The 15,649-nt window shown below is 34.1% G+C and carries 13 protein-coding genes; 7 read left to right on the top strand and 6 right to left on the bottom strand.

Going from position 1 to position 15,649, the window contains the following annotated elements:
- Positions 1-118: 118 nt before the first annotated feature.
- A complete protein-coding gene (thiL, locus tag DM444_RS13295) occupies positions 119-1,165 on the bottom strand; it encodes a thiamine-phosphate kinase (protein WP_111287404.1) in 1,047 nt (348 codons plus the stop codon).
- A 298-nt stretch (positions 1,166-1,463) separates the two neighbouring features.
- On the opposite strand from thiL, the gene DM444_RS13290 reads away from it, so the two are divergent.
- Together DM444_RS13290 and DM444_RS13285 are read left to right on the top strand one after the other, a co-directional pair.
- Positions 1,464-1,943, top strand: a complete 480-nt coding sequence (locus tag DM444_RS13290) for a DinB family protein (protein ID WP_111287402.1) — start codon at positions 1,464-1,466, stop codon at positions 1,941-1,943.
- Between the two features lie 47 nt (positions 1,944-1,990).
- Positions 1,991-2,488 carry a DinB family protein gene (locus DM444_RS13285; protein ID WP_111287400.1) on the top strand — a complete coding sequence of 166 codons (498 nt, stop codon included), beginning with the start codon at positions 1,991-1,993 and terminating at the stop codon, positions 2,486-2,488.
- A 39-nt stretch (positions 2,489-2,527) separates the two neighbouring features.
- Here the strand turns inward: DM444_RS13285 and DM444_RS13280 are convergent, their stop codons facing one another.
- Entirely contained in the window at positions 2,528-3,487 is a 960-nt protein-coding gene (locus DM444_RS13280; protein WP_111287398.1) for a helix-turn-helix transcriptional regulator, read from the bottom strand.
- A 193-nt stretch (positions 3,488-3,680) separates the two neighbouring features.
- Here DM444_RS13280 and DM444_RS13275 point away from each other — a divergent pair, with 193 nt between their 5' ends.
- From DM444_RS13275 to DM444_RS13265, 3 genes are read left to right on the top strand one after another with little or no spacing between them, the layout of a single operon-like run.
- Positions 3,681-4,424 carry a prolipoprotein diacylglyceryl transferase gene (locus tag DM444_RS13275; RefSeq protein ID WP_111287396.1) on the top strand — a complete coding sequence of 248 codons (744 nt, stop codon included), beginning with the start codon at positions 3,681-3,683 and terminating at the stop codon, positions 4,422-4,424.
- The gene (locus DM444_RS13270; protein ID WP_111287394.1) at positions 4,414-5,805 is read left to right on the top strand and encodes a radical SAM protein; all 1,392 of its coding nucleotides are present in this window, start codon (positions 4,414-4,416) and stop codon (positions 5,803-5,805) included. The genes DM444_RS13275 and DM444_RS13270 overlap by 11 nt, the downstream gene beginning before the upstream one ends.
- 5 nt (positions 5,806-5,810) lie before the next feature.
- Positions 5,811-6,008 carry a hypothetical protein gene (locus DM444_RS13265; protein ID WP_111287392.1) on the top strand — a complete coding sequence of 66 codons (198 nt, stop codon included), beginning with the start codon at positions 5,811-5,813 and terminating at the stop codon, positions 6,006-6,008.
- Positions 6,009-6,101: 93 nt separating this feature from the next.
- Here the strand turns inward: DM444_RS13265 and DM444_RS13260 are convergent, their stop codons facing one another.
- The 4 genes from DM444_RS13260 to DM444_RS13245 form a co-directional block, all read right to left on the bottom strand.
- A complete protein-coding gene (locus DM444_RS13260) occupies positions 6,102-6,719 on the bottom strand; it encodes an outer membrane beta-barrel protein (RefSeq protein WP_095928471.1) in 618 nt (205 codons plus the stop codon).
- Positions 6,720-6,943: 224 nt separating this feature from the next.
- Positions 6,944-8,740: a translation elongation factor 4 gene (lepA, locus tag DM444_RS13255; RefSeq protein ID WP_111287390.1), complete on the bottom strand. Its 1,797-nt coding sequence runs from the start codon at positions 8,738-8,740 to the stop codon at positions 6,944-6,946.
- A 162-nt stretch (positions 8,741-8,902) separates the two neighbouring features.
- The gene (locus DM444_RS13250) at positions 8,903-9,604 is read right to left on the bottom strand and encodes an NUDIX hydrolase (protein WP_111287388.1); all 702 of its coding nucleotides are present in this window, start codon (positions 9,602-9,604) and stop codon (positions 8,903-8,905) included.
- A 56-nt stretch (positions 9,605-9,660) separates the two neighbouring features.
- Positions 9,661-10,377 (bottom strand): NUDIX hydrolase, encoded by a 717-nt coding sequence (locus DM444_RS13245; protein WP_111287386.1) that lies wholly within the window; start codon positions 10,375-10,377, stop codon positions 9,661-9,663.
- A 580-nt stretch (positions 10,378-10,957) separates the two neighbouring features.
- On the opposite strand from DM444_RS13245, the gene DM444_RS13240 reads away from it, so the two are divergent.
- Complete coding sequence (locus DM444_RS13240; RefSeq protein ID WP_111287384.1) at positions 10,958-14,047, top strand: SusC/RagA family TonB-linked outer membrane protein; 3,090 nt, start codon at positions 10,958-10,960, stop codon at positions 14,045-14,047.
- A 12-nt stretch (positions 14,048-14,059) separates the two neighbouring features.
- Positions 14,060-15,640: a RagB/SusD family nutrient uptake outer membrane protein gene (locus tag DM444_RS13235; protein ID WP_111287382.1), complete on the top strand. Its 1,581-nt coding sequence runs from the start codon at positions 14,060-14,062 to the stop codon at positions 15,638-15,640.
- Positions 15,641-15,649: the final 9 nt, after the last annotated feature.

The raw sequence follows: 15,649 nt of genomic DNA, 5'->3' as shown, positions 1-15,649 counted from the left end.
GATTTTAGATTTATAGAACAAAATTTAGCAATAAAAAATCCTATCAGGTTCTTAAAATCTGATAGGATTTTTAATTTATGTTGCCGCTGCGCACTGCGACCGTGACTGAAAACTCAAACTATTCTGTCAAAGCGTCCCATCCGCGCGCTTTTAAAGCAATTTTTGTGTTGGCGCGAGTTATAAGATGGATTCCTTCATTTTCTTCCGCCATGTGTCCGATAACAGAGAAATTCGGATTTCCTTTTATTTTATCAAAATCATTAATATCGATTGTAAATAAAAGTTCGTAATCTTCACCGCCGTTTATAGCAACCGTCGTGCTGTCAATATTAAATTCTTCGCAAGTAGAAATAAACTGCGGATCTAAAGGAAGTTTATCTTCATATAAATTACAACCTACTTTAGATTGTTTACAGATATGAATAATTTCAGAAGATAATCCGTCTGAAATATCAATCATTGCCGTTGGTTTAATTTCTAAAGCATGAAGCAAAGTACGAACATCTTTTCGTGCTTCAGGTTTCAATTGGCGTTCTACCAAATAAGTATAAGGATCTAAATCGGGCTGATTGTTTGGGTTAACTTGGAAAACTTGTTTTTCGCGTTCCAAGACCTGTAATCCCATATAAGCAGCACCAAGATCTCCCGTTACAACTAATAAATCAGTTTGTTTGGCTCCGTTTCTATAAACTATTTCATTTTCGTCAGCTTCTCCAATTGCAGTGATGCTAATAATTAAACCTTTTTGAGATGAGGTTGTGTCTCCGCCAATAACATCAACTTTGTATTCTTTTGCTGCGTGTGTAATTCCTGCAAACAATTCTTCCAAAGCTTCAAGTGGAAAACGATTTGAAACGGCAACAGAAACCGTAATTTGTGTCGGCTTTGCATTCATTGCGCAAATATCAGAAACATTTACCACAACCGCTTTGTAACCTAAATGTTTCAACGGCATATAAGCCAAATCAAAATGAACTCCTTCAATTAATAAATCGGTTGAAACTACTACTTTTTTGTCTTTAAAATCAAGAACAGCAGCATCATCGCCAATACTTTTTAAAGTAGATTCCTGAGTAACGTCAAAGTTTTTGGTTAAATGGTCAATTAAACCGAATTCGCCTAATTGCGCTATACTAGTTCTCTGCTGATTTTTATCTTCTATCATTTCTGTTAAGTTCCAAAGTTATTAAGGTGCAAAGGTACAAAGGTTTTTTTTAAAGATGCTAAGATTCTGTGATGCTAAGGTTCTAAGTTTTTTTATTCTGTAGAGACGCACCGCAGTGCGTCTTACGTCCTGTATATACTCATTGTTTAAGACATACTGTGTGTATACGCACTGCAGTGCGTCTCTACGTTTGTCAGCAAAAAAAAAAAAATTTCATTTATTTTTTTTGCTGCTGACAAACTGTTGTCACCGGCCCATTTTACTTTTGAAGTATTAAAAATATTTAAACTTTAAAACCATGAAAACATTAGAAGCACAAGTTATTACTTCAGAAGATTTATTAAAACACTGGCAAGGACACAGAGCACTTACACGTCGTTTAATTGAGATTTTTCCAGAGAAAGATTTCTTCGAATTTTCAATTGGTGGAATGAGACCTTTCTCAAAATTAGTAGATGAGCTTTTGGCTATTGCAGTTCCAGGTTTAAAAGGAATTGTAACGAAAGAAACTGCACCATTCTCAGAAGGAGCTGAAAAACTAATTTTTAAAGCACAATATCTTGAAAAATGGGATGAGGCTACAGCAGAAATCAACAAATATTGGGAACAATTATCGATTGAAGATTTTAGCGAAACCTTTAATCTTTTTGGACAATATGAATTTCCTGTAATTCAGAATATCTTATATTTTATCGATAATGAAGTGCATCACCGTGGACAAGCTTATGTTTATTTAAGAGCTTTAAATATCGAACCGCCATTTTTCTGGGAGAGATAATTGATAATTTTTTACTAACTTAATATCTGAAATCTAAAACTAAGACTATGAGTTTAAAGAAGATAATATCCAATTATGCAGATTATAATTTATGGGTAAATCAACAATTTGTGAATTGGCTTTCGCCGAAGTCAGATGAATTGCTTTATGCAGAAGTGCCTTCGAGTTTTTCTACCATTATGAAAACACTCGATCATATCTGGTCTACTGAAGAATATTGGTTTTCTGTCATTTCCGAATCTTCATTATCAGAAAAGAAAGCAGAAAGCGATTTATCAAAAGAGGAAATATTTACCGGATTATTAAATTCGTCTACAAAATTGAAACATCTTATTAACTCATTATCTGAAGAAGATTTAATGAAAGAAGTTAAAATAGTAAATCCGTGGTTTGAGTGTGAATTGCCAATTTCTGAATATTTAATCCAAGTTATCAATCATGGAACATATCATCGCGGCCAGATTGTAACCATGGGACGAAATGTCGGAATTACAGACGCTTCAAACACCGATTACAATTTTTATAATGTTGTAAAACAGAAATAAATGAAAAAAACTCCTGAGATACAACTCTCAGGAGTTTTTTTATAAAAGTCTCTTTCTGTTGATTTCCAATAATTCCAAGACATTGGTTTTTAATATTTCAGGTTCGAGAATTTCTGCGTAATCTCCATACATAAGAAACCATCTCGGAAAAGCATTATTAATATCTCTTGACATAAAAGTCATTTCGATTTTTTCACCTACATCTTTTTGCGAAATAAAGCCATGATATTTTCTCTCGGTTGCTAAATATCTCGCTATTTTGCGGTCAATTAAAATACGAACTTTTGTTGTGGGGCAGGTTTCAGTTTTGGTTAAATAGGTTTCTAGAGCATTGTGTTCGATCGTAAAATCAGCATCTGTTTTTTTAATTCCCTGAATTCTGTCTGTTCTAAACTGACGGTAATCTTTTCGAAGATGACAATATCCAAGAAAGTACCAATTATTATTGTCATGAAAAACTCCTACAGGCTCAAGATTGCGTTCAGTGGTTTCGTCTTTTTCAAAAGTTTTATAGGTTAAAAGAATTTGTTTTTTCTCTGCAATTCCTTCAAAAAGAACGGCCAAAGTATTGGGCGAATTATCATTAAACATCGGTTCCGCATCCTGCATTACAATTCTCGATTCGATGTTCGAAAGATAATCTTTGTCGTTACTTCTTAAAACCGATTTCAGTTTGTACATCGCCGATGCATAATGTGTTCCCAAAGAAGGATCGGTAAACTTTTGCATTAGTTTTTCCGCCGCGATAAAACTGCTTACTTCTTCGCGAGTAAACATAACTGGCGGGAGCCGATATCCGTCCATTAGCGCATAACCAACTCCAGCTTCGCTGTAAATAGGAACTCCAGATGCTTCCAAAGTTCTAATATCTCTATAAATCGTCCTCAAACTGCACTCAAAACGATCGGCCAATTCTTGTGCTTTCACAATTTTTTTAGATTGCAATTGAATAAGAATAGCTACAATTCGGTCAAATCGTTTTGGAGTTTCGTCAAGCATTTTTTTTAAGATTCTAAGGTTCTGAGTTGCTAAGATTCTAAGTCTTTTGCTAATTCAAAGATACAAATGTAAAAAGTAAAGAGAATAAAAAAAGCTGTTCTAAACTAGAACAGCTTTTACTTTATAAGTCAAATGAATTTAAACATTTTTTTGCATCTTTACAGAATTATAGTATTAAATCTTAGCGTAAAAAATGAAGTTTCCTTTTGAGCCAGTTATTTTTGGTTATGAAATCAATATCCATTTAGTTTTAGAATATCTGGCATTTTTTTTAGGATATCGTTATTACGTTTTTTTGAGAAAAAGAACGAATGATACTATTGTTTCTTCCAATAGATTATCAATCATATTGGGAGCTGCAATTGGAGCTTTTTTAGGCTCTAGAATTATGGGCTTTCTAGAAAATCCTATTTTTCATCTTGATGCGAGATCAATTTTAGACCTTTTCAATGCGAAGACCATTATGGGAGGATTGTTTGGCGGACTTTTGGGTGTTGAAATTGCTAAGAAAATTATAGGAGAAAAAGAATCATCTGGTGATTTGTTTACCTTCCCGATTATTCTGGGAATTTTTATTGGGAGAATTGGCTGTTTTTTATCTGGCACAAATGAGTTTACGTATGGAAAAGAAACGACCTTTTTTATGGGTATGAATCTTGGAGATAATATTAAAAGACATCCAATTGCATTATACGAATTAATTTTTCTTATTATTTTGTTTTTTGTTCTGAAGAAATTAAAGAATAGAAATATAAAAAACGGACTTATATTTCAGTATTTTATGATTGCCTATTTTACATTTCGCTTTTTTGTAGAATTTCTGAAACCCAATTATTTCCTGATTTTTGGAATAAGTTCGATTCAGATTTTATGTTTGATTTGTCTGCTCTATTATAACAAAACAATTTTAAATTTATTTGTAAAAAATGCCAGTTAGAAAATATACTTATTATGACTTTACATTAAGCCTTTGTCCCGAATGCTTAAAGAGAATTGATGCTAAAATTGTTTTTGAAGACGAGAATGTCTACATGCTTAAAAGATGCCCGGAACACGGAAGTTCTAAGGTTTTGATTGCTGACGATATTCAGTATTACAAGAATATTCGAAACTACAATAAACCATCTGAGATGCCGTATACTTTTAATACAAAAACGCATTATGGTTGTCCGTACGATTGTGGTTTATGTCCAGATCATGAACAGCATTCTTGCCTTACAGTTGTTGAGGTTACAGATCGTTGCAATCTGACATGTCCGACTTGTTATGCTGGTTCATCGCCTAGTTATGGTAGACATAGAACTCTTGAAGAAATAAAAGCAATGCTAGATACGGTTGTTAAAAACGAAAAAGAACCTGATGTGGTGCAGATTAGCGGAGGAGAACCAACCATACATCCTGAGTTTTTTGAAATTTTGGATTATGCAAAATCAATTCCGATAAAGCATTTAATGCTAAACACAAATGGAATTAAAATTGCAAAAGACAAAGAATTTGTTCAGAGGCTAAAAAGCTATGCTCCAGATTTTGAAATCTATCTTCAGTTTGATTCTTTTGAAGATAGTGTATTGCAAGAATTGCGTGGAGCCGATTTAAGTGAAATACGAAAACAGGCTTTAGAAAATCTAAATGAAGTTAATTTGTCTACAACTTTGGTTGTTACGCTTCAAAAAGGATTAAATGATCATGAAATAGGTAAAATTGTTGAGTTTGCACTAAAGCAAAAATGCGTTCGAGGGGTTACATTTCAGCCGACTCAAATAGCGGGCAGATTGGAGAACTTTAACTTAGAGACCGATCGTATGACATTAACAGAAGTAAGAAGAAAAATTCTGGAACAGACCACTGTTTTTAATTCAGATGATTTACTTCCAGTTCCTTGTAATCCCGATGCTTTAGTTATGGGTTATGCTTTGAAACTGGGAGAAGAAGTTTTTCCACTAACACGATATATTAATCCAAATGATTTATTGGACAATAGTAAAAACACCATTATTTACGAGCAGGATGAAGTGCTTCGCGGCAAAATGATAGACTTGTTTAGTACAGGAAATTCTGTAGAAGTAGCGCAAGAAAACTTGAAATCGATATTATGCTGTCTCCCTAATATTGATGCACCAGAATTAGGTTATGACAATTTGTTTCGAATTATTATAATGCAGTTTATTGATGCTTATAATTTTGATGTGAGAGCAATAAAAAAATCATGTGTTCATATTGTCAATAAGGATAATAAAATAATTCCTTTTGAAACCATGAATTTGTTTTACAGAGATGATAAAGTAAAAAGATTAGAGGAATTAAGAACTAACATATAAAGAATATGACAGCGTTAGAAGTAGGTAATTTAGATGGTTTGATCGCATTTTTTATAGCGATTATGGTTGGACCACCAATTTTAATGGCAATTATTGGTTTTGCAATTAAGAAAAACCATCCCAATGGAGCAAAGGTTTGTTTTATTATTGGAGCATTATATTTGCTTATTGGATTAGGAATATGCGGAACACTTCTGTCATAAGAAAATCCCAAAACGAATAGAATTACTTGGCAAATAAAAAAGCTGTTCCAAATTGAAACAGCTTTTCGATCGTTAAATCGCAAAAAAAAAAAATTAAAATCTATACAAAACTCCAAATTGAGGTTGATCGAAAATGTTTTCAAATAAATTGATATTTAATTGAAAAGTATCAGACGACGGACCATTTTCTGGAGAAACGCTATTGTAAGCCAAAACATTTGCAAGAACGAAAGTAACAGCAATGTTTTTGGTTACAAAGTAATTTAAACCAACATTAATATCAGCTGTTAAACTGTTGTCGGTATCGCTGCCCACTTGCGGTATGTCAGTTTTGTTTCTTCCGTAACCTAAACCAACTTCAGCGTAAGTTTTAAAGCGTTTTTTGTCTAATTCTAAGAAATAATAACGAGCAAAAGCTCCAATCCCAAATACATTTGTTTCTACTTGAGTTGTTTCTACTTTGTTACTTGAGTAATTTAATTTAGCTCCAACAGCAAATTTATCATTTAACAAATAGCCAAACTTTGGGCTAAAGCCATAATAGTCTGCGTCTCCGCCTGTACTAATTTTGATAGATCCTTCTAAAAACATATCACCTTTTTGAAAAGTGACACCTTTCGCAGAATTCATTTCTGCATCAACTTGGTCTTGTTGAGCGTTTGCAAAGCAGAATGCGAATAGTGCTAAAATAACAGAAAATTTGGTTTTCATAGTTCGTACATGTTAAAGTTGTAAGATTAAAAATACATTTTCTGTTATAAAATGGCTTTGAGTTTGCTCGAATGGGTTAAAAAACGATTTTTAGAGTTAATATTTGAATGTTTTTGTAGGTAATGACTTTGTAATTTGATAGATAAAAAACAAACAAAAAACCCAACAACTTTCGTCATTGGGTTTTATCTTAATACTTAGTACTAAAATCTTAATACTAAAATTTAGTCATTTAATTTCAAAACAGCCATAAATGCTTCTTGCGGAATCTCAACGTTTCCTACTTGACGCATACGTTTTTTACCTTTTTTCTGTTTTTCAAGAAGTTTACGCTTACGCGAAATATCTCCACCGTAACATTTTGCGGTAACGTCTTTACGAAGTGCTTTAATAGTTTCACGAGCGATAATTTTTGCCCCAATTGCTGCTTGAATCGGAATATCAAATTGTTGTCTTGGAATCAACTCGCGTAATTTTTCGGTCATTTTTTTACCGATGTTGTAAGCGTTGTCTTCGTGGATCAATGCAGAAAGTGCATCAACTGTTTGAGCATTTAAAAGAACGTCAAGTTTAACTAATTTCGAAGTTCTCATTCCAATAGGAGAGTAATCGAAAGAAGCGTAACCTTTAGAAACTGTTTTTAAACGATCGTAAAAATCGAATACAATTTCCGCCAAAGGCATATCAAAATTCAATTCAACTCTTTCAGTTGTCAAGTATGTTTGATTTGTGATTAAACCACGTTTTTCGATACATAAACTCATTACGTTTCCAACAAAGTCAGATTTAGTAATGATAGTAGCTTTAATAAATGGCTCTTCAACTCTATCCAATTTTGAAGGCTCTGGTAAATCTGAAGGATTGTTTACAATTAATGCTTTTTCTGGCTCTTTTTTAGTGTAAGCCAAGTACGAAACGTTAGGAACTGTTGTAATAACTGTCATGTCAAACTCACGTTCTAAACGTTCTTGGATAATTTCCATGTGAAGCATTCCTAAGAATCCACAACGGAAACCAAATCCTAAAGCTGCAGAACTTTCAGGAGTAAAAACTAATGAAGCGTCATTCAATTGTAATTTTTCCATTGAAGAACGTAAATCTTCGTAATCTTCAGTGTCAACAGGATAAATACCGGCAAATACCATTGGTTTTACATCCTCAAAACCAGTAATCATATTGGTAGTTGGTACTTTTGCATCTGTAATGGTATCACCAACTTTTACTTCACGAGCTTCTTTAATTCCAGAAATCAAATAACCAACATCTCCAGCAGAAACTACATTTTTAGGAACTTGATTTAGCTTTAAAGTTCCAATTTCGTCAGCAAAATATTCATTGTCCGTAGCCATGAATTTAATTTTCTGGCCTTTTTTGATTTCACCATTTACAACTCTAAAGATTACCTCAATTCCACGGAACGGATTGTAAACCGAGTCAAAAATCAAAGCCTGTAAAGGCTCATCAGGATTTCCTTTTGGAGCAGGAATTTTTTCGATAATAGCAGCAAGAATGTTCTCAACACCAAAACCAGTTTTTCCAGATGCGTGAATAATATCTTCTAATTTACATCCAAGTAAATCAATAATATCATCACTAACTTCTTCTGGATTAGCACTTGGCAAATCGACTTTGTTTAAAACTGGAATAATTTCCAAGTCGTTTTCAAGAGCTAAGTATAAATTTGAAATCGTTTGTGCCTGAATACTTTGTGCAGCATCAACGATCAGTAACGCTCCTTCACAAGCAGCGATAGATCTTGAAACTTCGTATGAAAAATCTACGTGGCCAGGAGTATCAATTAAATTCAGAATGTATTCTTCACCTTTATAAGTATATTCCATCTGAATGGCATGACTCTTAATGGTAATTCCACGCTCACGCTCCAGATCCATGTTGTCAAGCAATTGTGCTTTTTCTTCACGAGCTGTAACGGTTTGTGTTGCGCCTAGTAATCTGTCCGCCAATGTACTTTTACCGTGGTCAATGTGTGCAATAATGCAAAAGTTACGTATCTTCTTCATTTTATATATCAGTTCTCTATAACGAGTTTTAGTATTTTTTGGGTATAAAACAGCCTAAAGCAATTGCTTTAAAGCATGTTATTAAGGCGCAAAGATAGCGCAAAGTTTTGGATTCTGGAATCTTGATGTAGGATAGTTGAGCGTAAAGAATTAAAATCGGGATTAAAATTCAAAATTGAATCCTTTTTCTGTTAATTTCTTATACATTTCAGGGTCAAATTTGTAAAGTTTGGCCGCTCTGTGCGAAACGTCTTTTTGCTTTTCATCCAATGCTGTGAGCAGTTTCATGTGAAGCACTTTTCGTCTAAAATTAGATTTATCCAATTCGATTCCTAAAATTTCTTCGTACAAATGCATTAATTGCAACAAAGTAAATTTTTCTGGAAGAAGGTTAAAACCAATTGGAGCCTGACGAACACGGTTTCTTAATTGCGCTAAACTGAAATCTAGAATTTCGTTGTGGTCAAAAATCAGTTCAGGGATATCTTTTATTTTATACCATTTTGCTTCAATTACTCGTAAACTGGCTTTAATATTATAATCTTCTCTATTAACTAAAGTGTAATAACCAATTGTTACAACTCGTCTTTCTAGAACACGTATCGGATTTGTGAAGGCTTTTAGCTGTTCCAAATAAATATCTTCAAGTCCCGTAAGTTCTTGTAAAATACGCTGAGCCGCGTCATCTGCACTTTCATTCAATTGAAGCCATCCGCCTAGAAGTCCCCATTTACCTTTACTTTCGCCTTGAGCGTGCTGTACTAAGAGAACTTCGAGACTCTCTTTGTTAAATCCGAAAAAAACACAGTCAATTGTGATCCCGTCTACGGCTGGTTTTTGATGATGAGTAGTTATTTCTGTCAATTTATTATGGTGTTTCGAAATGCGAAAAGGTTTTTTTAATTCATTTTACCTGAAAATCAGAATTCAAAATTGAATCCTTTTTCAGTTAGTTTTTTATAGATTTCTGGATCAAATTTATACAATTGCGCTGCTCTATGCGATACATCCTGCTGTTTTTCATCTAAAGCGGCCAAAAGTTTCATGTGAAGAATTTTTCTTCTAAAGTTTGGTTTGTCCATTTCGATTCCTAAAATTTCTTCGTACAACTGCATTAATTGTAATAAAGTGAACTTTTCAGGAAGCAGATTAAATCCAATTGGAGCTTGACGAACTCTGTTTTGCAGGTTTTTTAAACTGTAAGATAGAATTTCGTTATGATCGTAAATCAGATCTGGAATGTTATTGATTTTATACCATTTAGCATCAGATGCCGTAAAACCTGCTTTAATATTATAGTCTTCTCTTTTTACGAGAGCATAATATCCAATTGTGATAACACGTCGCAGCGGAAAACGATCTGGATCTCCAAATGCTTTTAGCTGTTCCAAATATATGTTGTCAAGACCCGTAAGCTCATTCAATAAACGATGAGCGGCATCGTCTGTGCTTTCTTTTTTATAAATCCATCCCCCAGGAAGACCCCATTTTCCTTTGCTGATACCTTCACCGTGCTGCACCAAAAGTACTTCAAGGCTGCCCTTATCAAAACCAAAAATAACACAGTCAATTGTGATGGCATTCATCGCACTGTTTTCATTTTTTGGAGCAGTTTTGTCATCTACATTTTCAACCATATTCGAGATAAATTTTGACAAATTAAATAAATAAAATGATTATTAGCCTTCTTGAAAGCTTTATATTTTTTTTAACGAAATAAAATTGTGAGAATCAGCTGTTTAAAAATTATCAGAAAACGGTATTTGTTTTAAGTGATTCTTAAATATCTGATTGTCAATTTTATAAAACGTTGATTTTTCTATATTTTTTATTTCGATTTCAATTCAGATTTTACAACATTGATAAAAATGAATTAGTATTTATTAGAATCGAAAAAAAATAACCCTAATATTTTGTTAATATAGAAAATTTGTTTTACACTTGTAGTCAAATTTACCATAAGATAAATTCAAATTGACTATAAGTTTAAAAAGGCGAAATTACAACTTAACTTAAACTTACCACAAATGTTTTTTTAAAAATTGATTTTCGAGTCGATTTTGATGTTCAAAACATCATCTTATAGTCAGACAAGTACTAAATGTTAGAAATGAGATTCAGGCCCTCATTTTTGGCATGACCTGCTTGGGAAGTTTTCCGGAGTTTCTCTTAGGGTAGAAATTACTAACTATAACTTAAACTTAATCAATTCTTATTATGAAAAGCAAAAATTGTATTAAAACAACAAAGCTTCCATTTTTAATGGCGGTGCTGCTTAGCGTATTTATGATGCAGTTTGGATTTGCACAAGAATCCAAAACTGTAAGTGGGACAATTACCTCTTCCGAAGACGGATTTGGAGTTCCAGGAGCAACTGTACAAGTACAGGGAACAAAATCGAGTACAGTTACCGATTTTGATGGAAAATATAAAGTGGAGGCTAAAACAGGAGATGTTTTAGTAATTACTTTTGTGGGTTTCAAAGCACAAAATATTACGGTTGGAACTCAAAAAACAGTGAATGTGGTTTTGCATCCAGAAACTGCAGAACTTAAAGAAATTGTAGTAATCGGTTACGGTACTCAAAAGAAGAAAGTAAATACTGCGGCGACTTCTTTAGTGTCTGGAAAAGACATTCAGCAAGTAGCGTCACTTGATGTTGTAAATGCTTTACAAGGTCAGGCTTCAGGGGTTTCTGTAACTTCTTCTTCTGGTCAGCCTGGAGCGAATATGGTGGTAAATATTCGTGGTGCAGGTACAGCAGGAAATAGCGATCCTCTTTATGTAGTTGATGGTGTAGTGGTTGATAACGGAATTGGATACCTTGATCCATCTGTTATTGAAAGGGTAGACGTTTTGAAAGATGCTTCAGCAGCTTCTATCTACGGAGCAAGAGCGGCAAATGGAGTTATCTTGGTTACAACTAAAAAAGGTAAAGATGGTAAAATGAATGTGTCTTTCAACTCTTATACAGGTTTTCAGCAAATTGCTAAAAAACTGGATTTGATGAATACACAGGAATATACAACAATTATGAACGAAGCTCGTGTAAATTCTGGATATGCTCCATTATATACTAAAGCTCAAATCGCTTCATTTCCAAACCACGATTGGCAAGATGATTTGTTCAATGAAGGTGCAATGAAACAAAACCACTCTCTTTTGATTACTGGTGGTGACCAAAAATCTACAATTGCGACTGGTTTATCTTACTACGGGCAAGAAGGTATGATTGGAGGATCTAATAATCAGTCTCAATATGATCGTGTTACTTTTACAGTAAACTCTACTTCTGAAGTAATTAAAGATCATTTGAAAATTGGTGAAAACTTTACTTTATCAAACATCAAATCAAGCGGTGTTGCAGATGATGGTATTTATAGCAACGCAATTAGAAGCTTCTTAAATGCAGCTCCAATTGATCAGGCTTATGATGAAAATGGCGATTTTGCTCATTCAATTATTTCTCAAGATATCAGCAACCCAGTTGGATCTTTATACTATAACAACTTCAACCAAACGAAAACAAATCGTTATGTAGGTAACATTTTTGCTGAATTAAAATTTGCAAAAAACTTTACTTTCAGAACAAGTTATGGTGTTGATATGACAGATAGTGACTACCGTTCTTTCAGACCTGTTTACTCTCTTTCTTCAAATGATAATAATACAGTTTCTAGCGTAACTCAAAGTTCAACAAAATCTGTAGGATGGATTTTTGAAAACACACTTCAATACAAATTCAACATTGCTGCTTCTCATAATTTTGATGTGTTAGTAGGTACTTCTGCAAAACAGAATACTGCAGATTATATGGAAGGTCAAGGAAGGAACTTGATTTTTGATGATTTCGAACACGCTTATTTAGATAACGCAAAAGATCCGACATCAAATGTGGTAAAAGGAAATCGTAAAGATTATTCTATTCAATCTTACTTCGGACGTTTATTGTACGATTACAACAATAAATACTTATTCTCTGCAACAGTTCGTCGTGACGGTTCATCAGAATTTGGTCCAGATAACAAATATGCTATTTTCCCATCGTTCTCTGCGGGGTGGAATTTAGATAAAGAAGCTTTCTTCAAAGAAAACAAAGTTTTAAATACTTTCAAATTAAGAGCAAGCTGGGGACAAAATGGTAACGACCAATTTGGTAGAAGATTTGCTTACTTGTCAACTGTAAATTCAACAGACAAAACATATCACTTTGGAACTGGTGACGAAACTTTATTAGTAGGTTCAAGCCCTGACCAATTAGCAAACCGTAACTTGAAATGGGAAACTTCTGAGCAGTTAGATTTAGGTTTTGATGCTACATTGTTCAATAACTTTACATTAACTTTCGATTACTACGACAAGAAAACTAAAGACTGGTTAGTATTGGCATCTATCCCAACTTATGCTGGAGCAACTGCACCTTACATTAATGGTGGAGACGTAAGTAATAAAGGTTTTGAAATTGGATTAGCTTACCGTACACACTTTGGAAAAGACTGGAATTTTGCAATCAACGCAAACCTTTCTCGTAACCAAAACGAAGTGTTAAGAATTGCTAACAATGAAGGAATCATTCACGGAGAAACAAACGTTTTATTTCAAGGTTTAGACGAGATGAACCGTGTTGAAGTTGGTAAACCAATGGGGTATTTCTACGGATTAAAAACAGACGGAATTTTTCAAAATGCAGCTGAAGTTGCAGCGGGTGTTCAGCCAAATGCACAGCCAGGAGACGTTCGTTTCGTAGATTTAAATGGTGACGGACAAATCGATGCTAATGATAAAACGCAAGTAGGTAATCCAAATCCAGATATTAACTACGGTATCAATTTAGAATTATCATATAAAGCTTTTGATTTTTCTATTAATACTTACGGTATCGCTGGAGGACAAAACGTATTTGGAGTTCACGACTACACTCGTGCTTACACAAACAACACAACAGACGTGTTGAACAGATGGACAACTGAAGGATCTTCTAACAGAGTTCCAAGAGTAACTTACGGAACAGATGCAAACGGGAATTACACTAAATTCTCTGATTTATATGTTCAAGATTCAGATTTCTTCAGAATTAAAAATGCTACAATTGGATGTGACTTAACGAAGCTTACAACAAAGCTTAACTTCTTCACTAAATTTAGATTGTATGTGGCAGGAAATAACATTTACACATTCACTAAATACAAAGGAATGGATCCGGAAATTGGTTTCGGAAACGTAAATCAATCTTGGGCTAAAGGAATTGATGTTGGATACTATCCTCAACCAAGAACCTACATGATGGGTCTAAATGTTAACTTTTAAATTTTGAAAACCATGAAAAGATATATAAACTTATTTGCCCTTTCAAGCTTACTTGTTTTAGGTGCTTGTTCGCAGGATTTTTTAGAAAACGAACCATACACAGATAAGGTAACTGAGAATTTTTATAAAACACCTTCTGATGCATTTGAAGGTCTTGTAGCGGTTTACGATGTTTTACAGCGCGAGGCTTACGGCGGACCTTTATTGATTAGTGAACAAGCTTCTGATAACTGTTTCGGGGGTTATGGTATTGCTGACGGTCAAGCCGATATCGAATGGGATCGTTTCTTGTATGTTTCAGATAAAGACATGAATAAAGATGTTTGGTCTAACGCTTATTTAGGAATTTACAGAGCTAATATTTTATTAGAAAATTTAGACAATGTAAACTGGGGTTCTGATACGGCTTTGAAAACGCGTTACGAAGCTGAAGCTCGTTTCTTAAGAGCGCATTTCCATTTTACAGCTGCTAAAATGTTTGGAGATATTATTCCATTGGATCATACAGTTTCAACAACAGAATTTGAATTGCCAAGACAAGCTCCAGAAGTTACTTACGCTTTAATTGCAAGTGATTTAAAATTTGCTGCTGATAATTTAGGTAACGAAAATTATTCGCAAGCAGGAAATGCAAACTACGGTCGTATTACAAAATGGGCTGCAGAAGCTTACTTAGCTAGAACATTCTTGTTCTACACAGGAACTTACAATAAAACTGATTTAGCAGGTGTAGTAACAAAAGCTGAAGCAACAACTTATATTAATGATGTTGTAAACAATAGCGGTCACGCATTAGTTTCTGATTTTGCTAATCTTTGGTTAGCGGCTTCTCTTGAAAATTTTGCTGGAGAAGATAATACAGAAATGGTTTGGGCTGTTCGTTTTAATGGTTCAGGAAAAGGAAACTGGGATCTTCACGAAGGAAACCGTTTCCAAGTAAACATTGCACCACGTGGAGGAGCAATTGGAAGATATGCAACTGGATGGGGTGGAGCAACTGTAAACCCTAAATTGGTAAGCTTGTATGAAGCAGGCGATACTAGAAAAGCAGCTTCATTTATTGATTATGCTGGTGAAGGATTAAACTTTGATGCACAAGCTAGAGAGCAACGTCAGTACACTGGATATTCTTGGAAAAAATATTGTCCAATTACAAACGAAGCAGGAACAGCTGTTGTAGAAGCAAATGGAGGAAACTTCCAAATTGACAACTACCAAGATTACGCTATTATTCGTTACTCAGATGTTTTATTAATGGCTGCTGAATTGAATTTACAATCGAGCCCAGCTGTAGCACAAGCAGATTTTGATAGAGTACGTGATCGTGCTTTTAAAAATACGTCTCATAGAATTACTGCAACTCAGGAGAATATCATGAAAGAGCGTCAATTAGAATTGGCGTTAGAAGGATTACGTTATTTTGATTTAATCAGACAAGGTATGACTACAATGAAATCTGCTATTGACAACAATACGGGCGATTCTCAATTTAATGTGACTTTCAGAACAGAGACTCAAGGTTGGTTCCCATTACCTCAATCTCAGATCATTCTTTCAAATGGTTCTATAACTCAAAATCCAGGTTGGAATTAATTTAAAACA

The organism is Flavobacterium ginsenosidimutans, assembly GCF_003254625.1.
In the GTDB taxonomy this organism is placed as follows: Bacteria; Bacteroidota; Bacteroidia; order Flavobacteriales; family Flavobacteriaceae; genus Flavobacterium; species Flavobacterium ginsenosidimutans.
Note: the sequence above shows the minus strand (reverse complement) of the source record. Positions and strands in the feature narration are given on the sequence as shown.